Below are 20,022 nucleotides of genomic sequence, written 5' to 3' on the forward strand. Positions count from 1 at the left end.
GGAGAAGTATATTGCAGGAGAAAAGCGCCTGTAACAGTATGACATGATTGGGAGGATTGGAATATGGCAAAGTTTGAGTATATGCAGCGGGCATTTTCTTCTGAACTGAAGCCCAGAGCACGGCTTGTGCTGCAAGTCCTGGTTCTGCATTGCAACAAAGAGGGCGAGTGCTTCCCCTCTATCAAGACCATAGCCGCCAAGTGTGGCTATGGGGTGTCCACCGTAAAGCGAGCGCTGGATGAGCTGGTGAAGGCGGGATATATCGTCAAACAGGCCCGGTTTGACGAGCGTAAGAACGGCGGCCAGACCAGCAACCTCTATACTTTATGCTCTGACTTACTCTGCCCTGACGAGCCGGAAAACGCCCCTGTGCTGGAAGATGATGCGTCTGATGAATCCCCGGCAGTGCAGCCGGAAAGCGCCCCTGCGGATGCCTGTAATGCCTCTGATCCCACACCTGGGGAACAGTCTGCCACTTTGCCAACAGCGGATTCCTACTCCTTTGCAGATGGCTTTGAAACCAAAATCGGGCGGCAATTCTGCCGCCCGATTCGTATGTGGACTGGGGGGCAGTCCATTTTTATACCCCCTTGAACCGTACAGGTGAACAGATACTTACGGATGAAGAAAAAAGTAATAGTTAATCCAAAAATTGCAAAAATAGACGGCCAGGGGTCGAAACCCCCGCCGTCAGTCCTTGGATTGCAGTCGGTTAATAAAGCCAATTAGCATAATCAGATCTTCGTCCTTGAGTTTTCGCATTCCGTCCATCGCTTTACGGATTAACTGTGGATTGACCGCTTCTGCATCAAAAAACTGCAAAGGGGTAATCTCAAAGTAATCACAAATTTTTAAGAACTGAGCCATTGACGGAAGAGATCGACCGGATGAAATCCCCTGAATATAGCTCCGGTTCTGTCCTAAAGCCAAACTCATTTGATATTCTGATGCGCCTTTTTTCAAACGCAATTCGGTGATCCGATTGCGGATAAATTCTTCATCCATATCCTCACCTCGCTATATACAAGGATAACAGATGAAATGCCTGGATTATAAACATAGTATGTGTTATAATATTGAATATATGCCTATTTACGCCGTTTTATTTGCGTTATTTCATTTTTGTATGCGTGAGATTTGAAGTGGGGTGAAGTTTTTGGAAAAAACATACGCTTGTGCCATTACTGGGCACCGTCCAACTCGATTTAAGTTCAAGTATAATGAAGGGTATTCGTTGTGCAAAAAGATAAAAAAAGCAATGCTAAAAACATTTTGTCATTTGCATGATGAAGAAGGTATTTTCCGCTTTTATGTTGGAGGTGCATTAGGGGTAGATATGTGGGCAGCCGAACAACTCTTATATCTCAAAGAACAACCGGGATATCAAGATATTGAGTTAATTGTTGCACTTCCATTTGAAGGGCATGATTCGAAATGGGATGCAATGAGCAAACAGCGGTTGCAGATAATTATTCATAATGCCACAAAATGTATTGTTATAGGACAAAGTGGAACCACATCCGATTATAAAAAGAGAAATTATTATATGGTAGATCATGCAGATTTCTTGCTGGCAGTCTATGATAACAATCGTAAACTACGATCTGGGACAGGCCAAACAGTAAATTATGCTTTGAAACAAAATCTTCGTATAATTTTTCTCCATCCTGATACAGCAGAAATAAGTTAATGGTTTAGTTAGTTCATAAAAAATTTTCACATATACTATTGCATCGTTTTTGGTTGCCTTTTATAATATAAATACCATTTCCTTGTTTTGTATTTTATTGAAAGGGTGGCAGTGAACGATGGCACGAAAATCCTATTCAGATAAGGAACGCGAACAAGTGAAAGAAGCTCTCCTGATAACTGTTCTTGAAAGTATTGTAAATCAGGGACTTGTTCATAGTAGCATTGCTATTCTTTGTGAAAAAGTTGGAATTTCTAAAACTTTCTTTTACAGCTTTTTTTCTTCAAAAGAAGAACTTGTAATGCAGGCACTTCGATATCAGCAGCCTAAATTGCTACGCTATGCACAAGAACTGATGAATGACCCCAAACTCAGTTGGAGAGAAAGCGTCAAAACCTTCTTGAAAAATTGTTGTTATGGAGAAAAAGTTGGGTTTGCAGTCTTATCAATAGAGGAAGAACAGCAAGTATATCGCTGCCTTTCCAACGAAAATTTTCACGCGTTTCGTAACGACCAGTTGTATTTATATCGCAACTTACTTACAATTTTTGGCGTTCCGATGGACAACATTGATCCACGGTTATTTGGTAATCTGTCCTTAACAATGATGATGAGTTATAAAGCTATTCCTGATACTATGCCTTTCCTGTTTCCCGAAGTAGCAGATGATATGGTAGAATTTCAAATCAACGCCCTGCTGGATGAAATGCAGCGAGCAAAAAAGGAAGCGATAAGGTGACGCGAGATGCACAGAGATAAACTTCCATGTTCTGTGGGATTACAGAGCAAACAAATACATTCAAAGACCAGAACAAGTCGGATTTTTGCAACCGGCTTTAGATTTGCGCGGCCTTTTTATGTCCTGCGTTCGTCTGCCCTTGTGGCAGTGCGGCGCAGGGCATTTTTTATTGTTCGGAAAGAGGTGGCCTGATATGAGTTTACCAAAACGAAATAGTGCGGACGGGCGCTGTTACTGGATGAAGCCCGAGGTGCAGGAGGAACTGCAACCGCTCTTTGACCAGTGCATCCAGGATGCCATTGACGGGAGAATCACGCGGCTTGATTCTCTCTGGCCTCCGGTAGTGGTCAGCAGCGAAGGCGCGCCCTTTGAGGTGTGGCAACTGCTTCGGACATGGACCGAAGCGCAGCGGGCTGAGACCCTTGACGCGGAAAAGGCCATCGCCTTCAGCGAAAACCTGCGCCGCCAGAGCCGGTGGGGTGAAATTGACCACCATCTACTTGATATGCTGCAACGGGAGCTACAGGAGAAATATTTTATCGTGACAGGCAATGAAGATGACCACTTCTGGGATCGGGAGTATTCCCTAAAACCAGGTATCCGTGCAGAGCAGGTCCCGGAGCCGCTGCTGCGTTTCGCCTGCTATGTGGCGGTGAGCTATAAGGTATATGGTATGGACTTTCAGTATCTGGACGCCAATTACCTCTTTGGATTGGTGGAGAAAGTCCGTCCGGATATGGTGAAAAAGCTGAAAGAACATGGGACCGGCAGGTTGCCGCTCAACCTGCAAAAGCGGAAAACAGAGCACTTCACCGCATCGGCCAACGATGCCTTTGCTGTGATCCGTATTACTGCCAGGAACAGCACGGAGGAGTGCTGCCATGAAGTACTGAACTACCTGTGTGAGCTTCTGGAGCAGGAGGATTTTCCCCGCAGCTATGCGGTGGAGTTCAAAGGGCCGGAAAAGAGGTATCTTCCCATCACAGGACTGCCCAAAAAGGGAGTAAACCAGCTCTTTGCCTGTGCCGTGCAGTACCCCGGCCTCCACCCCCTGATGGAACGGTACGCCCGGCTTGCCATGCGGCAATATGAGCAGTACACCAATCTCAGCGATGAGCAGTGCGCGCTCCCCGGAAGTTTTGCCGTGTTCGCCCTGGGAATGCTGGGGCAAGAGTGGCAGCAGCTGGTATGGGATTATCTCGATCTCTGCGATGATGAGCACTCCCACTTACAGGAAAAATTCCTCCGGGAGTATGTGAAACAGTTCGGATTTACCGCCGATACCGTCCCTGTATTTGTCCGTGGGGTGCTGTCCATGCAGAACATGAAGTATTCCAAGGACTATACCGCGTGGATGGCAAATGCAGAAAGCCTGGGCGCTCTGCTGGAGGCAAAAATCCACCTGTCCGAGATCGTTCCAAGCGGTTTTTCCTCCGACGAGGATGATGACGAGGACGAGGAACCCGCTGAGGAAACAGAAGCCAGCCCGGAGGAAGTGCTGCAATACGCATGGGAAACGGTCTGCTATGTGATCTGGGGCAAAGCCAGCGCCAAGGGTGGTCAGAAAGTGGTGGAAGCAGCTTCGGAGGAAATGAAGGAACTTTACCGACAGATTTTTATTCCGATAACGGAGAACCTGGAAGGAAGTGGTGGCCTGCTATGAGTTTGCCGAAACGCGACGGCGTACAAGGTCGTTATTATTTGATCCAGAAACCAGATACGAACCCCGAAGTGCTGGAACACGCCGATCAGTGCATCCAGGATGTGTTGGATGGAACTGCAAAAGAAAACCATTCCGGCTATCCGGTGGTCGTTCGGAACCAAAGCGGAACGCCCTTTCTTCCCAGCCAGCTCCTGGAGCGGTATCTGTCCAAACTGCCTTTGAAGGGATTCCCCTATGAGGAAGCTGTTACATTCTGCGATGCCCTGCGGCGGCTGGTGGGCTGGAGGGAGATTGGCCACACCTTGGGAAAATACATCAAACACCAGGTGCAGGAGAGGTTTTTTGAGATTGGAGAGAATGAGGACTACTTTTCGCCTTTCCCGCTCTGTACCGCATGGCCGGAGCTGCGGCCGGAGGATGTGGACGAGAATCTGCTGCGCTTTACTTGCTATGTGGCGGTCTGTTATACGGTGTATGGGGCCAGCGATAATACGATTATAACCGAACACTACCTTGATCTGGTTTCCCAGCTTCGCCCGGATATGGTGAAGCAGCTGAAAACAGCTGGCAGCGGCAAATTGCCAAAGGACATCCAGCGGCGTAAGACGGAGCATTTCACCGCATCGGCCAATGATGTGTTTGCTACCATCCGCATCACCGCCAGGGACTCCACGGAGGAGTGCTATGCTGAAATTCTGGATTACCTGTGTGCGGTGTTGGAGCAGGAGGGATTTCCCCGCAGTTACTCGGTGGAGTTCCGTGGGAAGGAAAAACTCTATCTGCCCATTCCCGGTCTGCCCAAAAAGGGCGTCAATCAGCTCTTTGCCTGTGCTGTGCAACACCCCAATCTGCATCCGGCTATGGCGCGATACGCTCGTCTGGCTATGCGGGAATTTGAGTGGTACCAAAACCTCTCAGATGAAGCCTGTGCGATGCCCGGCACCTTCGCCGTGTTTGCCCTGGGGCTGGAGGGAGAACCGTGGGCACCGCTGGTGACGGAGTATCTGGATCTCTGCGATGACGAGCACTCCTCCCTGCAAGGGAAATTCCTTCATGCCTTGATCCGAAAGTTTGGGTTCCAACCATGGACGCTGGGGGTATTGGTGCGGGGCGCATTATCTATGCAGTGGCTGGAGCCTGCCAGAGAATTCCGCAGCCTGATAGCCAATGGGGAAAGCCTGGATGCACTGCTGGCAGTCAAGCGACGCTTTTCCGCTTATCTCCTGCCGGAAGAAAACGAAGACCCGAAATTCCGGGCCATCGCTTGGCAGAGCCTACTCTGGGCCATCTGGGGGCAAGCCTCTGAAAACGGCGGCAGCAAGGTCATTAAGACGGCTCCGAAGGAACTGAGAGAAAGGTATCAGGAAATTTTTCAATAGACTATAAGGAGGACTCGGATGAGTGAAGTAAGCTATTCAAATGTACCTCCCATGATGGCTGCCATCAAAAGTGGTGACATAGAGGCGATTCGTTCCCTGCTTCACGCAGGGCATTCTCCCAATGAGCCACAATGCTATCAGGTAATGATTGGAGATTGGCCGCGGGATGACGAAGCCTCTCCGCTGGAATTGGCTGTACTGGAAAATCGGATGGACATGGTACAGCTCCTGATCGAATGCGGAGCAGATTTGACCCATAACCCGGAAGAATTGCTTTGTGGTTCCCTGCGCAGTCAAGACCTGACCCTGTTTTCCTTTTTGGTAGATGTGGGAGTCAGAATCCCCGCAACGCAAAGGGATATATGCAGGCTGTTTCTCCACTTGGTGGATCGGGATGAGCCTAATGTACTCCCCATTTTGAAAAGGATGGGCATGGATTTGAAACAATACGGCGGTGAAGCCCTGCGCAGTATGGCGAGCCATGGAAATCAGCTGCTGGTGGAGTATCTGATTCAAAACGGGGCGGACATCAACTATCACAAGCCAGATATGGTGTTTCCCTACGCTTCGACTCCTGTCACTGAAGCTGCACGGCACAACGATTTTTCTATGGTGCGCTGGCTTGTGGAACAGGGTGCAGACATCACCATCCCGGATAAATACGGTGACCGGCCCTACACCGTGGCAGTACAGAACAAAAATCAGGAAATGGCCGCCTACTTAAAAGCTCTGGAGCCGGAGGAATGGCATAACGAACAGGAAAAGGCGCGTCAACTCATGCCTTACAAGCTGCCTGCCAAGCTGGTGGAATACTTAAAGACCGGCCCCTTGCGTCTGGAATTTCCAGAGCGGGAACTGGTGAAATGGGCGGAACTGTACCCCTACATGGATTTACAGGAGATGACCTGGAAACGGAAAAAGTTGCTCTCCCTTATGGCGAAAATGGACAATTACAGCGACTATTTGCTGCTGTGGAGTCCCAGAGATAAGAAACTCTGGTATCTGGACATTGAGCATAAGGAGTTTCATCCGTTAGCCAAATGGGAGGAATTTATTGCTGATCCCGGAAAATATCTTAATGGAATGATTGAGGGCGAGTTTGAGGAATAAGGAGAGAACACAAATGACAAAAGATCAACTCTTATCTTTATGGAATGCGGATAACTGGGAGGTAATGAGTTGCGGGGTCTACTTTACGGCTCACCGGGCAGATAAGGAACTGCATATCAACTGCAATGATTATACCGAGGCAGAGATTCTGGCAATGCCCTTCTGGGAGCGATTAGCTCAGGAACTGGATGAGCTGGACCGGCAGGCCCACGAGATCTTACAGAAAGAATTCCCTGATGATGAGGACATCCCCGATCTGCCCCTGACCGACATCACGATAGACAAGTCCGGCTGCTACGGGACATTTTCCCTCTGCTACGATACTGGGGACTCTCCGGCTGGGGAACTCTATCTCAATGTGTCCTTTGACGAGCAGTTCGTGCCAAGTCCGAAGGTTGGCTACGACACCTTTTAATACAGGGAGGCTCCCCTATGGCATTAAAAATGAACTTTCGTGAAGTCACCCCGGAAGATACCGAAATTCTTCGTATGATAGCGTTGAGAAACGGGAAAGCAGAAGATTACCTCTGCTGCGATGTTACCAATGAGGATGGTGTAACGCAGACTACCTGGTATAGTAAGGCGGATGTGGCCCTCTGGGGGGAGGATTATATCCGGGCGCACACCACAATGAAGTACAGCGATTATAGCGGATGGATCATCATTCTGGATATGGAGCCGTGGAACGATACACAGGCATCACCACGAAAAAAGAAGAAACGGGATTCCTTTCCCCAAATCCCTACCTGGCTGGAGGGCCATGTCAAAGAACGAAAACAAAAGCGCCTGCCCACCGTGACCCTCTGCTCCTCTGCCGGAAATGAACTGCTGGAAGTGTGGTATTACGGAGAATTGCTCACAGTGAAGGGAGAGTCCCAATCCTATATCATAGATAGAGGCGAGACCCCCGGACTGGTGGCAGCCCGCGACCCAGAGAGCGGCGAGGAGTTCGTCATCTTCGACGGTGGGCAGCATGGTTATGATAATATGTTCTGCGATGAACACAATCCAGCCCAGCTGGCGCATCGCCCCCTCCAGCGGTATGAGATCCCTGCCTCCAAGTTGGTGCTGGAACTGGGCTACAATATCGACTATGAGGATGAAAAAGAGAGCTTCGAGGTAGACGAGGCTGATACCGTGGAACTGGTTAACGGTGAGCGGATGCCCTGGGAGCAGGTCAAACGGGACGGCATTGACTACATTGCACTTTACTATGTGAATGATAAAGGAAAACAGTTGCAGATTCTGGATGCGGAACTGGCATGAGTACAATAGGACTGTTTTGGTAAGAATTTGATGATTACTGGTGTTGATGATGTAAGCCGAGAAAAGAAGTAAGGTGTGTGATCAATGATTACTGGAAAGTATTTGGAGAATCCAGCATTATATAGTCCCGATGAACTCGAACGATTGGACAACCATATCGAAAAATATTTTGGAAAAGCCACAACAGTGGTTCATGAGTTTTTCAGCGAAGATATTCATGTTGATGTCTCCATCATTCCGCCCCATGAGGAACATAACTATTATACTTTGGTAACCACAGGCATGGGTGCGTTTTCGATGAAGATCCCAAGTGAATACCAAGAGGATGGCCTTCCCTCTCGGATAGAACTGATGATGTGCCTTCCGCCTGAGTGGAACCCTGAAAGTAAGGAAAGCCAAGAAAATTGGCCAGTAGAGTTGCTTCGCTATTTAGCGAGGTTTCCAATCATAGAAAGCACTTGGCTGGGCTATGGGCATTCTATTCAAAACGGAACACCATACGCAGACAATACATTGCTGGCAGGGTGTGTTCTTTTAGGCGTACAGGATGCGCCGGAGGGTGCTGCCGTCTGTAAGCTCTCAGATGGAAGTTGGGTCGGTTTTTATCAGGTGATTCCTCTGACAGAGAATGAACTGGAATACAAGATTCAGCATAGTACAGATGAAATGCTGGAATACATGGAAGATGTAGACCATGTTGTATATTTCCAAAGACCGGATACTAATTTTGAATCACATTAGCAGAATAAGGAGAGAAGCAAAATGGAACAGGCATACTGCACCGCAGTTTTCTGGCGCGGCGGAGAAAAGATTGATCTGAATGGACTAAAACCAGATGCGGTACGGTGTCTGTCTGTGACGGGAGAGCGGAAGGTGAATCTGTCCTTCCTGCGAGATTATCCCAATCTGGAGGAACTGACCCTAATGGAAAAATGTGAGGGTGTAGAAGTTCTCTCCGAGCTAAAGCAGCTTCATACACTGTCCCTATGGCTGTCGGCCCCTGTTTCCTGGGACAATGTTTCTCTCCCCGGCCTGCGTGTTCTCCACCTGCGTGGGGAAAAGAATGGCGACATCACCCCGCTTCTCTCCAGCATTACCAATCTCCATTTGGAGGAAATGCGGAAAACGGAAGATCTCACCCCTTTCCTGACTCCGGCGACCCGGCTTCAGAAACTCTATCTCCAGTCACTACCAGCTGTGCAGAAACTACCGGCTCTGGATGGGCTTCCTTCCCTTTATGCCCTGAAACTCTATGAACTGCATAAACTCAGCGATTTGTCCGCCCTCTCTCACAGCCATTTGCGCTACTTTGCCGCCTCTCTGATCGGGGATAAACTCTCCGCCCAGGCGCTGGCAGATGCTGTGCTGGCAATTCCCGGTCTGGAGGCAGCCGCGCTCCAGCTGGTAGACCGCTCCGGGCGGCGCTATGGCAGTATCCAAAAAGCCTTTGCCGCCGCTGGGAAATCCGGATTGCTGCGGGAGGAAATTAGTGCTTTGACCACATGGCTGTCGCTGTAACCTGGGGATTGGGGCAAGAATGATATGGAACAGTTTTTTGAACATTCCGATTTGGGATTGGGAGCACTGACCTTTCAGAAAGGACCAGGGACCATCCACTGCTGGACTGGAAGAATCGCAGACACAGAGATCCTGTTTTCCATTATTTTGAACACATCTGAACTTCAGTCGGCAAACCTGGATTTTATCCGTTCTGTGCTTCAAAACTGGCGGGAGTATCTTTCAAAAGCGGAGCATGAGATTCAGGCGCAGATTGGTAAAAGCCCTGAGAAGTTTGGATTGCAGCGCGCTCCATTCCCTGAAACGGAGATTCCCGCCGAGCAGCCGCAATTTCTGTTTTATGATGAGACAGAATGGGGCCTGCACTTTGAGATTTGTACCCTTCCTGTGGGGGAGCCATTTGGACTTATGGTTGAGTTTTCAGGGGATACGCCAACGGATGTATATGGCTTGTCGGAAGCGGATGAAATAGAAGAATAAACGGAATAAGGGGGGCAGTTGGTGTTGAACTTTGCAGAACAAATCGCAGACGCATTGGACATTTTGAAATTTGACGGAGCCGTACAGGACACTCTGGCGGAACTTCGAGGGAAATGGGGCGCACAGGTCCCGGCGCTGCTGGATGAACGCTTTGATGCCGTTGGCGTTCAATATATGAAACTATCCCATGAAAAAGGGGCGGCGGCGTTGGGGCAGGAGCTGTCTGCCTTCGGCTGGGCACTGTATAACCTGGACGATGAGGACGAGTATCTGTTTGCCTTGATCCCAGAGGAAGAACGCAGCGAATGGGAACGCTACTGCAAAAAGCAGGGGCAATATTGTCACCTGATGAAACAGCAAGGACGAAAATGGGGCGACCATGCCAAGGAGCAGGACCCTGGAAAGCTAATGCCCTGCGAGGAATACATACTTCAGGATGAGTACGATTATTTCTTCAACTCCCTGGCGGGTGATTTTGCGGCGGGCGAATGGAAAAACCAGGATGCAGAAGAATGGAAAAACGGCTGTGTGGCCGATCTGCGCCAGCGTCCGCCCCAGGTGACCCGCGCCCACAGCTTGCCGCACCTTGGGTGCCTCACTTATTCCGCAGAAAATGGACTCTATGCCGCGTCCAGGGCCGCTGGCAGCGGGACTATTGGCCGAGCATTATTGAGCAAGAATCCAGCCACGCTTAACTGGGCCGAACCGTCCCCCATTGGATATGACGGTCCACCCCAGACCCTGTGCTGGGCTGACCATTCCCTCTGGGTGGGTGATCCCACCAACGCTACACGGATTGAACTGACAGACCGGGGCACCTGTCAGGATGTGAAAAACTGGACTCTGCCGGAAGATGGATGGAGCACCAAATACCATTGCGGCATTACGACAGACGGTCTGGGCCGGGTCTACTTTTCCAACGAGTGGTACAAGGGGCAGATTTACCGCTGGGAAAACGGCAAGGTAACAAAACACACCTTCTCACTGGATGGATGCGACCATCTCTCCGAGGCCGTTCCCGTTCCCGGCACAGGCCGCATTACCATGATCCACGCAGTCAGTGGCAAGGGGCGGATGGAAGAATGCCTGCTGGAACTGGATATGGACACCGGGCGGTGCCGAATTGCCCCCCTGCCTGGAATGGGCGAGGGGCTGAAACTTCGCTGGTTTACCGGGGACTGGCTGCTGGTGCAGGGAAACGGCGAGATCCTCTCCGATGACTTTGCCCAGCTCATCAATAGGAACACCCGTGAAGTGCTGCGTATCCGTCCGGGAATGTTCGGCGGGGAGAACATGCAGCACATTGGAATACTCACCGATGGCACGGTGGTCATCGTCACCCGGCGGGATAGGGTTGGGCCGGTATTTCGTTATCCCATCGACTTCTGGGGCTTCCTGCGGACGGCAAACAAGCCCAAAAAGCTGGAATGGCGAGAGTACAAAGAAGTGTACCCGAATTTGCCCATCTTCCTACCGCCCAAGGCCACAGAGCAAAAAATCATTCTCAAAAAAGACAGCCTGACCATCCTGGGGGCGGTATTTACGCCGCCGTTTACCCTGTCGCAGCTGGCGGAAAAATTGGGGCCTGCCCGCATTGTCCTGCAAAATGGAACACGGAAAAGCCCCATTACAGGCCGAGAGAGTCCCTATACCCAGGCACTTGCTTTGTGGGACGAGCTTGGACTCCAGGGCTGGTTAGATGAAGATGAGCAGACCATCAAAACCCTTGGTGTCCGGGTAGCGGCACAGGGAGAGTATGCGGTTCGGCAGACATTTGACGGAACGGTTTGGATCGGGTCCAAGGACTACCGGGAGGCCAGTTGGAAGGATTTCGCCGGATTTGCCCATACCCTCAAATTAGGCGGCTTTACCGTTTATACCCGCTTGCCGGGTCCTGTTTCAGAGGAGCAGTCAGCGCAGAAAGCAAAGCTGGAGGCCCTCTCCGCCATGGTGCAGATCAGCTGGAAAGAGCCAGAGCAAAAGGCAGCGAAAGCGCAGAAATACAAGTTATCCAAGCCGACTGAACCAGTGCTCACCTTTACCAGCTTCAACTTCAAGCTGGCGGTCATGGAAGTCCTGATGTACGAGAAAGGCTTACTGGCTCCTAAACTGGATGCCCATGAGTTTGCCAGAGAGTATAGCCGACGCAAGATCGACATTGACGCGGAAGGGTATGAACCCATCCCAGAGATTCGGAAGTGGCTGGAGAAATACCCTGTCCCGGAGCGGTTGGCCCCGGAGGTCACAGAAATCGAGATGGATGGCGGCAGCGAGATTTATACCCAGCTCTGTCCGTTCTGGGATGGCGAGGATGGAGCCTTTGATCTTAATACCATTACGGAGGCGGAACTGCGCCAGTTCCCCAATCTCAAACATATTACCCTCATGTCCTCCAAGCCGGAACAGGTGCTGCCCGTTCTGGAACGGTGCGGTATCAAGGTAGACTTGCTGTGAGGTGAAAGCATGAAAGCGAAACTAAAAGTGATAAAGAACTGGGAGTTCGAGGAATTTGAACTGACGGGAACTTCCTTCAAATACAGCCCGACTGGATGCAAAGGTATGGTAGCCCGCAGCGAGGATGAAATTGTGTTTTGGACCTATCATCTCGTGCAAAAGTGCAGCGGCGTTTTGTGGGTCAAAGGCGAAGTTTCCAGGTGGATTCCCAGCCCGGAGCCGAAAGAGCAGCAAGATGTTTGGGAAGATCCTGTCTTGCTCTCATGCGACAGAGGAATACTGTTGGTTTGCCCGGCCAGTAAATCCCTTTGGTGGATGCCGCAGATGGATGGAGAGTGGATTCCGATCCCCATGGATAACTGGTGTGCCCAGGGTATTCCCAAGCCGGTGGCAGTCACCGGAAGCCAGGGCGTTTTCCCTATTGTGTGCCGAGTGGACAACTCCGCTGATGCGACCAACAGTTTTACCAGCCTGACGGTAGACTTTGAAACCATGACTGCACACTGGGCAGAAAGCGGCTCTTGCGTATACAGCAAAGCAGGAACCCGACAGACCCATTTGGCGGCGGTAGAGCGAGCTGGCGGCAATTTTGCCCAGGCAGACTTTCACTACAACTATCCTATGATTGGCTCCATACTGGAACAGAACGGACAGTTTTATGCCTTTTTGGAAAGCAGCACCATCAATCCGGCGGGTCTTTCTCTCATGGGCTACTATTGGTATCTGGAACTGGAGGAAAACGGACTATTCAAAAAGAAACTGTGGGGCAAAGATAATTTAAGCCGCCTGCCCGGAAAACACGGGATGCGCGGAAAATTCTCCGGTGACAGGACTTGCCTGATCCTATCTCCCATTTTTAAGAATGATGACTGGAAGGGTAAACAAAAGGTGCTGCGCCTTTCGGATTTGGTGCTGATCGACCTTGCCATGCCCCGTGGATACGCTTCCTTCCATGTGCTGGATGTATGGGGAAATCGGGCATTTCTCAGCGATGAGAAAGACAAGCTGGTTCTTTGTGAAATGACCTTGGAGTAGTTATGAGGGCTGAGTATGCTTTTCAAGAAAAAGATTGTATTTACGGAAGGAATGAATGAAACCCTTTGTTCTTTCGATGAAATACCCTGGTTTTCCTGTTGTGGAGTTCCGTATGATAAACCATCGTATTACCCATATCTTCAGGAAAAGGACCCAAAACGAGCAGAAAAACTACTGCTGCATACAAAGAACTACTCAGGAACCGTCTGCCTTACGAATTTGTTCAAAGAAGGCATTTGTCGTGCAGATACCTTTATTCTGCAAACGGCTGGGTGGAAGTTTTACCAGAATGAATTCATGCCATGTGTGGAGGCCAGTTGGCGCACTTATGAAAAAAGAGCATTGAAGGCAAATGGCCTCGATCTAAACTCGGTGGAAAAAAGATTCCTTCGTGATTATGGCTTTCCTGACAGTATAGATCTTCAGTTGTGCCGAATGGTGCAATATTTGCTGGTTGAACAATACTTCCTTGAAAGGTTTCCTCAGTTCCCTCTATTTTTCAGCCGGATCATTGATATTTACAAGGATGGTCATATCGTGCTTGGCTGGAGTGGAAGATTTGCATCGCATGAAACGAATCTGGAAAATGAAAACGGAGTTCCAATCTTACCAACAGACGGAAGTTTGATTATATGGTAGGAAAACAAGAACTTAATTGCTGTGAGACGAGGGAAAATGATATGGCATTACAGGAAAAGAAAATAATGCCTCCCCCTTGGCTGGCCCACCGGGAGATCGAGAGATACTCTATTGGCTGGCGCATGGGCTATGGGGAGGATTACATATACCGATTTGGCGATTGGCTGGACACCCTCTCCCCGGATGAGCAGACAGAATACCGCACCCTCTTTCCCGAGCCGGTAACCTGGAAGGGCTGGTGGGATGACGAAGATAGCAGCGAAGTGCTGGAACATGGGGACTTCTGGGTGAATGCGTGGCAGCCGGAAGGAAGCCCTAAGTACACTCGCCAGTGGCTCCAGCAGGAATTTCCCATGGGGAGAAAGCGGGAACTGTGTCTGTTCTGGGGCCATCAGCCTGCCGAGGACGGCCAGCTGACAAAAAGCTGTCTCAGCCAGTGGTGGATGGAGGATTTCTGGTCCGTTGCCAATACCTATCTTTGTATGGAGCAGTATATGATGGCAGGCAAGGCGGAACTGTTCAGCGATCAGGAGATTCGGGAGCAAATTTTGAAATGCAGCGACCCGAAACAGATCAAGGCCCTGGGCCGCAAGGTGCGGAGGTTTGACCAGAAGGTATGGGACAAGTTCAAATACGCCATTGTATTGAATGGCAACTGGTGCAAATTCAGCCAGAACCGCAACCTGCGGGAATTTCTCCTCTCCACCGGAGATAGTGTGCTGGCGGAGGCCAGTCCCTACGATAACATCTGGGGCATTCGGCTTTCAGCCAACTCCCTGGAGGCGCAGGACCCGATGAAGTGGCGGGGGCAAAACCTGCTGGGTTTTGCTCTAATGGAGGTACGGGACGAACTGCGCCGGGTCACGCAGAATGAAATGTTGTGCGACTGGAACGCAGTCTGAGGTAAAATGATGGAATTATTTGCAAAAAGAATGACTTGGGAGCTGGACAATGAGGAAGGGCTGTCCTGCTTGTTCTTTGAACTGGAGGATGGTTACTTTACACTCTCCCGCAAGACCGGCGCGGAAGCACTCCGCTTGGAAATGAATGATCCAGCCAATGGTCAGTTGATTGACCCGGACTGTTTTGAATATGCCCTTGATAATACCAGGTTTCGTCTAAATATCGTGCGGAACAACCGAAAGGTTCTGCGGTATCTGGAAGAACACCACATCAACACGGAGTTGTATGGAGAAATCGTCCTTCACTACACTCCTCTCAGCAAGCCACAGCTTGAATCATTATCTGCCGTAACTCTCAGGCTGTTTTTCGGTGAACTACTTTTTTAGGCGGAAACAGAAGTGTCGTTGGCAGAAATCACGCGAGGGGATAACTATGGTTAAAATTCATCGTATTTGGTTCAATACGGAGAGAATGGACAGAGAGGATCACTACAAAATCACATTATTCAGTCGCCCTCGTGTATCTATTCATGTGGACGAGTACATTTGGAGTTTCATCGAAGAAAACATTGTGAAGCCACACAAGCTTATGCGTAGTGAGAAGCATGGGTATCTGTTGGACATTTCGTTTGACCAGTTTGACCCGGCAAAACACCGATATTTTCCGCTTTCCTCATACAACGGCTTGCTTCGGGAAGGGGTCGAGATGGACAGCGCCAACAGAAGCTATTTCCGCGAGGACTTTGCAGGCGGCAAAGATCGGACTACCTGGTTCTCTCCCAATAAAATATGGACAAACTGCGGCGACAAGGTTCTGAATGTGGACATCAAAGCTGCCAATGTGAGCGAGAATATTACCCCCAGAGAATACGCAGATTTGCTTTTCGATGGAATTGGAGCGGCCTTGGTGTTCAATTTCAAAAGGCTCAAGCGCGAGGAGTTTGATGGGCTGAAGCCCAAGATTGATTGGAGCATTGTAGAAAGCTTCCCCTTTCCCGCACCCTTTGAGGAACAGCGGTACATTGGGGATGAAGGCGAAATTCATGTGTATTCTTGGGATGGCCGAAAGGAAACGACCCTTGTTGGTCCCTATTCCGTGCGGAAGTTGTACCTGGAGCATTTCGGAGAATCGTGAGGAGGAATTTTGCCGTGCAAGTCTGGTCAAAGATGGATTTTGGCACTGGAGAGATTATCTTTTTGGATATCACGCAAAAAGAAGATATGCTGCAAGTAGAATATCCGAACTGCTTTCTGCTGGATATGGGCTGGTATCAGGACAGATACATCATTTCTATCATTCAAAATTTTGATTGGACGCATCCAGTCCAGCAGTATGAAACAGCAGAAAGGAATCAGCTTCCCAAGCTGTTGACGGAGGCGGTTCGCCTTGTGGAAAAGGAATCACAGTCTGCCGGAGCAAATTGAAAGAGGTCTTGTTATGAACGAGAATTTATTTCGACCACAATTTGATACATTGAAACTGTCCGATAAGCTCTGGCTGATGCAGACGCTGGCGACTCGTTATCATTTGACATTCAAGGAACTATACGCCTTTTCCCGCTGGGGACAAAGCTGCACCACCGGCCTATTTGAAAAAGGTGGCCGGGAGTTTGTCTTTGTCCCGGGCGATACCGTGATTCTTGGCTGGGAGAGCTTTGTCCAAGGAATGGACAAGGCCAACCAAGAGGAACTGGCGGATATTTTTGCGGAAATCGAATATGAGGGCTCTGCGGAGGAATTTCTCAGGCAGGGCATGACCCCAGTACGCCAGGTGACCATCGCCCCCATGTTCGTGGGCAGAAAACTGGAGGAAATTGGCTGGGAAAGCGTACCCATGAACGATCCACGCATCACCGCCCACCCCGACTGGCTGGAGAACTTGCAGAAGTGGGCGGGCCAGAACAGCCAGAGCTTTGAAATACACGAAACTGTCCGCTTTGAACGCAATGGTGATAGCTGGCGAGCGTGGCTGTGCCATCCAATGACCTACCCGGAATTTCAGCGGTCCCTGTTGTGGGAGCTGGCAGCCAGCCTTCCCACGCCGGATGAGTGGGCCTATCTGTGCGGGGGCGGATGCCGCACCCTGTTTCCCTGGGGGGATGGACTGGACCACAAGATGAAACTGCACCACTTTGAAAACGGGGAAGATCAGGGTAAGCCATACGACATGGAGCAGCCCAACTTCTTTGGCCTGTCTATCGCCTACGACCCCTATAAGCGGGAGTTGGTAGACGGGAAAACATTGACCACCTGCGGCGGCGACGGCGGCTGCAATGTCTGCGGTGGCATGGGTCCTTTGCTTGGATATTTACCCTGTTCCCCTCACTGTAAACCGGAGGTTCGGGAGGATAATGAGATTCACAATGACTATGACTTTTTCCGTCCTGTTATCCGGGTGCAGACATCCGGGTGGAGAATAGTATCACCCGAAAATGAGAGGTGATATTGATGAAAAGCCGATTGGAGCAATTATTGGACGAGCTATTAAGACAAATTGATATACCTGCGATGGAGCAAGCCATGTCCAAGCAGTATAAGAGCCAGATCCGCAGACGCTGGGAACTTCCGGCAGACTATTGGATGCTGTTGGAGCGCTGCTGTGGACTGCGAACCGTGTGGAGCAATGATACCTATGAGGCCCTGGAACTGTGGGGACTGGATACCCTTGTGAAGGGCCAGGAGGGATACGCCTATAATCCTGTGGAACAAAAGGTAATTAAAGATTGGGACGAGCATCTTGTGGTGATTGCGTCTGATGCTGGTGATCCATACTGCCTGGACCTGCGACGGAACGATACATCCGTGTTCTGGGCAGAACATGGCGCCGGAACTTGGGACTTTCAGCCTGCCTTTGATTGTTTGGAAGATTTTCTCGAAAGCGTTTTGGATGTACCCAAAACGCAGGAATATGAAACAGCATATCCCTATCACTACATCCGCCTGATTGTAACCGGGATTTCCGACACCAAAAAGGCTCTGGTGTTTCTAAAACAGCATTTTGGCGACAGCAGCTTTCAGCAGACAAAAGACAGGCTGAAAGAACTGCCGCTCTTGATCTATTCCGGTCTTGATACCGGAACCGCCCCGCTGGAAAACTCTCTTGACCGCTGGGGATTGATGTACGAAAAGCAGCAGATTTCGTTGGAAAAGTTTCTGGAAGATCAAGCATATATCCGCAATCTGTAAGGTCGAAGCTGCGTTGTGCAGGTGCGATTCATCGGCATTGGAGCCCGCTAAAGACAATCCAAATGAGCAAAGTACACAATGATGTGATTTTTGGAGGAAGTCATGATCAAAGCAATTATGAAAATCCATACCACTTCTTCTTCGGTTACATTTGTATGTGGCGATGTTGCTATTATTGGAAACGGTGAGTTTCGGGCTTCATCAGGAAAAGTGGATGGCTTTATCCTGTATGCCGACACTTTACAGTATGAAAACGGGGCGAAGCTCTCACGGGATGAACAGGAAAATTTGAAGTGCCTGTATCAGCACTTTGTATTGAACCGTGAAGATTTCATAGACTGGGATATTTGAAAAGAGATTTCCCCATGAAATGTTAGCAGATTGAGCACAGGAGTAAGGAGGAAAGCTATGGAATGGCCAAAACGGGCGCGGACAGCGGATTGGGAAAATGGTGTCCTGGCCTTAGATAGAGAGAAACAATTTGAAGTCCCGAAGCTGACCGCAGAGATCATGGAGCGGTTGGCCGGTTACACCCTGGTGGGCTTCCATGTGAAAGGGTATCCGGTGACGGATGAACTGCTTGCCCCCTTTGCCGGGCATAAAAGTATGGTCAACTTCGGCGTGGAGAACGGCGCCCTCACCGACGCCTGTTTCCCCTTTTTTTCCGCCATGCCCAAGCTGCGCTATCTGCTGCTGACCGGGAATGCCGGGATCGACGGAAGCGGCTTGTCCGCCCTGCAAAGCTGTAAGCTGGATCTACTGGCCCTTGACCACACCAGGCTGGAGGATGCCGGTCTGCTTCGAGCAGCCTCCATCCCCAAACTCTCCCACATCTGGATCGACCACACTGCTGTTACTTATGATGGACTACTGGCTGTCGCCGGCAACAACTACATCCATCCGGTGGCCCATGTGCAATTTACCAAGGAGCAGATGGAACACTTCTCCCAGCTCCAGCGGGAAAAGGCCAAAAAGCCCGTCCAGCTGGATGAGCAGGCAGCGTCGGAATGCCGCAATGTGTTGTCCGCTTTCTTTGCCGAAATGACAGAATGGGAGCAGTACATGGAGCAGGTTGGGTTTGAAGATGCCGAGGCTGTGCCCCGCCTGCTGGCGATCTGGGAGAAGTATGTGAGCGAAAAGCCCCGTCTGGGCTACCGGCCTCTGGCCCTCTCATACAGCGCCCAGGGCACCTACAACGGGGAAGAATTCCTTGACGCGGAACAGATCACTAAGAACAAGCTCTACATCTACACCAGAGAGAAAAATACCAGCTTTGACCGCCGCTTTCTCATGAAGCGCGTGGGCGAGGGTTGGATGATTGACGCGGTGCAGGAGCGGCTGGACGGCTGGCAACGGACAGGATTGTAAGGGAGGCATAATGGATGATATATAGGTTTACGGAAGTATTAAACGATCTTGTTAATTATTTTCTCCTTGGTGACATTTTGTTGCTGGAGGACTGGAAGCAGGCAAATCATCTTTCAGATGATTTAGCGATGGAGTTTACCACAAACGAAAGCGGCGACAGGATATTTGCCGAAGGAATTGTAATCCCAATGACCGGTATTGAAAACTATCCCTATACCATATTGTTCAATCTCTCTGGTGATAGACCGGAGCTGTGCAAAGAAAGAAACCGATTGCAGCTTAGAAAAAGTGGCTATTCCCTCAAAGTAGATCATAATATGCTGATGCTTTTTACATGGCCAATATTGGAACAGTTTACGCCTGAAAAGGTGAAAGATCTGATTTCTTACTATAGAGTGCATAAGAAGCCGATGATTGAGCTTGCAAATGGCTGGTATCATATCGAGATTTTGGGTGGAGAAACCTTGCAGGACGGGGACTATGAACCTACATTTGAGTTTGTGATACAACCAGCCACAAATGAAGAAGCCACCATAAATGCAGATATGAATTTTAGCTTTGAAATTACAAGCTCTGCTTATTAGTGAAACCTA

General features: G+C 49.9%; 24 protein-coding genes. 23 read left to right on the forward strand and 1 reads right to left on the reverse strand.

Translation table 11 applies throughout. The features are described from left to right. Positions 1-63 precede the first annotated feature (63 nt). Entirely contained in the window at positions 64-594 is a 531-nt protein-coding gene (locus H8S57_RS14650; protein WP_006354154.1) for a helix-turn-helix domain-containing protein, read from the forward strand. 96 nt (positions 595-690) lie between these two features. Here H8S57_RS14650 and H8S57_RS14655 read toward each other — a convergent pair whose 3' ends face one another. After that, positions 691-1,005: a helix-turn-helix transcriptional regulator gene (locus H8S57_RS14655; RefSeq protein ID WP_006354155.1), complete on the reverse strand. Its 315-nt coding sequence runs from the start codon at positions 1,003-1,005 to the stop codon at positions 691-693. A 142-nt stretch (positions 1,006-1,147) separates the two neighbouring features. Here H8S57_RS14655 and H8S57_RS14660 point away from each other — a divergent pair, with 142 nt between their 5' ends. The 22 genes from H8S57_RS14660 (at position 1,148) to H8S57_RS14765 (ending at position 20,013) form a co-directional block, all read left to right on the forward strand. Then, on the forward strand, positions 1,148-1,690 hold the full coding sequence (locus H8S57_RS14660; RefSeq protein ID WP_006354156.1) for an SLOG family protein: 543 nt from the start codon (positions 1,148-1,150) through the stop codon (positions 1,688-1,690). Positions 1,691-1,808: 118 nt separating this feature from the next. After that, positions 1,809-2,429, forward strand: coding sequence for a TetR/AcrR family transcriptional regulator (locus H8S57_RS14665; RefSeq protein ID WP_055180707.1), 621 nt, complete (start codon positions 1,809-1,811; stop codon positions 2,427-2,429). A 193-nt stretch (positions 2,430-2,622) separates the two neighbouring features. Next, the gene (locus tag H8S57_RS14670; RefSeq protein WP_172694930.1) at positions 2,623-4,092 is read left to right on the forward strand and encodes a DUF6138 family protein; all 1,470 of its coding nucleotides are present in this window, start codon (positions 2,623-2,625) and stop codon (positions 4,090-4,092) included. Beyond that, entirely contained in the window at positions 4,089-5,471 is a 1,383-nt protein-coding gene (locus H8S57_RS14675) for a DUF6138 family protein (protein WP_055180711.1), read from the forward strand. The genes H8S57_RS14670 and H8S57_RS14675 overlap by 4 nt, the downstream gene beginning before the upstream one ends. A gap of 18 nt (positions 5,472-5,489) precedes the next feature. Continuing rightward, a complete protein-coding gene (locus tag H8S57_RS14680; RefSeq protein ID WP_055180713.1) occupies positions 5,490-6,581 on the forward strand; it encodes an ankyrin repeat domain-containing protein in 1,092 nt (363 codons plus the stop codon). Positions 6,582-6,645: 64 nt separating this feature from the next. Further along, a complete protein-coding gene (locus H8S57_RS14685; RefSeq protein WP_242959426.1) occupies positions 6,646-6,996 on the forward strand; it encodes a hypothetical protein in 351 nt (116 codons plus the stop codon). A gap of 17 nt (positions 6,997-7,013) precedes the next feature. Continuing rightward, complete coding sequence (locus H8S57_RS17475) at positions 7,014-7,847, forward strand: hypothetical protein (RefSeq protein WP_008394720.1); 834 nt, start codon at positions 7,014-7,016, stop codon at positions 7,845-7,847. Between the two features lie 84 nt (positions 7,848-7,931). After that, positions 7,932-8,588, forward strand: coding sequence for a suppressor of fused domain protein (locus H8S57_RS14695; protein WP_008394719.1), 657 nt, complete (start codon positions 7,932-7,934; stop codon positions 8,586-8,588). A gap of 21 nt (positions 8,589-8,609) precedes the next feature. Then, positions 8,610-9,365: a hypothetical protein gene (locus H8S57_RS14700; RefSeq protein WP_015544605.1), complete on the forward strand. Its 756-nt coding sequence runs from the start codon at positions 8,610-8,612 to the stop codon at positions 9,363-9,365. Between the two features lie 24 nt (positions 9,366-9,389). Beyond that, a complete protein-coding gene (locus H8S57_RS14705) occupies positions 9,390-9,845 on the forward strand; it encodes a hypothetical protein (protein ID WP_055180715.1) in 456 nt (151 codons plus the stop codon). Positions 9,846-9,899: 54 nt separating this feature from the next. After that, positions 9,900-12,299: a DUF6892 domain-containing protein gene (locus H8S57_RS14710; protein WP_243204848.1), complete on the forward strand. Its 2,400-nt coding sequence runs from the start codon at positions 9,900-9,902 to the stop codon at positions 12,297-12,299. A gap of 9 nt (positions 12,300-12,308) precedes the next feature. After that, positions 12,309-13,334: a hypothetical protein gene (locus tag H8S57_RS14715; RefSeq protein ID WP_025543810.1), complete on the forward strand. Its 1,026-nt coding sequence runs from the start codon at positions 12,309-12,311 to the stop codon at positions 13,332-13,334. Between the two features lie 15 nt (positions 13,335-13,349). Continuing rightward, entirely contained in the window at positions 13,350-13,973 is a 624-nt protein-coding gene (locus tag H8S57_RS14720) for a hypothetical protein (protein WP_025543811.1), read from the forward strand. A 41-nt stretch (positions 13,974-14,014) separates the two neighbouring features. Continuing rightward, positions 14,015-14,875, forward strand: coding sequence for a riboflavin biosynthesis intermediates N-glycosidase (gene ybiA, locus H8S57_RS14725; RefSeq protein ID WP_055180719.1), 861 nt, complete (start codon positions 14,015-14,017; stop codon positions 14,873-14,875). A 9-nt stretch (positions 14,876-14,884) separates the two neighbouring features. After that, entirely contained in the window at positions 14,885-15,262 is a 378-nt protein-coding gene (locus tag H8S57_RS14730) for a hypothetical protein (protein WP_025543813.1), read from the forward strand. A gap of 46 nt (positions 15,263-15,308) precedes the next feature. Continuing rightward, a complete protein-coding gene (locus tag H8S57_RS14735; protein ID WP_025543814.1) occupies positions 15,309-16,010 on the forward strand; it encodes a hypothetical protein in 702 nt (233 codons plus the stop codon). Between the two features lie 14 nt (positions 16,011-16,024). Continuing rightward, positions 16,025-16,300, forward strand: coding sequence for a hypothetical protein (locus H8S57_RS14740; protein ID WP_025543815.1), 276 nt, complete (start codon positions 16,025-16,027; stop codon positions 16,298-16,300). Between the two features lie 13 nt (positions 16,301-16,313). Then, the gene (locus tag H8S57_RS14745) at positions 16,314-17,318 is read left to right on the forward strand and encodes a hypothetical protein (RefSeq protein ID WP_055180721.1); all 1,005 of its coding nucleotides are present in this window, start codon (positions 16,314-16,316) and stop codon (positions 17,316-17,318) included. Positions 17,319-17,323: 5 nt separating this feature from the next. Then, positions 17,324-18,061 (forward strand): SMI1/KNR4 family protein, encoded by a 738-nt coding sequence (locus H8S57_RS14750; protein WP_055180731.1) that lies wholly within the window; start codon positions 17,324-17,326, stop codon positions 18,059-18,061. Positions 18,062-18,163: 102 nt separating this feature from the next. Further along, positions 18,164-18,412 (forward strand): hypothetical protein, encoded by a 249-nt coding sequence (locus H8S57_RS14755; RefSeq protein ID WP_006354168.1) that lies wholly within the window; start codon positions 18,164-18,166, stop codon positions 18,410-18,412. 57 nt (positions 18,413-18,469) lie between these two features. Then, positions 18,470-19,429 carry an NTF2 fold immunity protein gene (locus H8S57_RS14760; RefSeq protein ID WP_025543817.1) on the forward strand — a complete coding sequence of 320 codons (960 nt, stop codon included), beginning with the start codon at positions 18,470-18,472 and terminating at the stop codon, positions 19,427-19,429. A 14-nt stretch (positions 19,430-19,443) separates the two neighbouring features. Next, positions 19,444-20,013 (forward strand): hypothetical protein, encoded by a 570-nt coding sequence (locus H8S57_RS14765; RefSeq protein ID WP_005928002.1) that lies wholly within the window; start codon positions 19,444-19,446, stop codon positions 20,011-20,013. The last annotated feature ends 9 nt before the right edge of the window (positions 20,014-20,022 follow it).

It is taken from the genome of Lawsonibacter hominis, assembly GCF_014287895.1.
Classification (GTDB): domain Bacteria; phylum Bacillota; class Clostridia; order Oscillospirales; family Oscillospiraceae; genus Lawsonibacter_A; species Lawsonibacter_A hominis.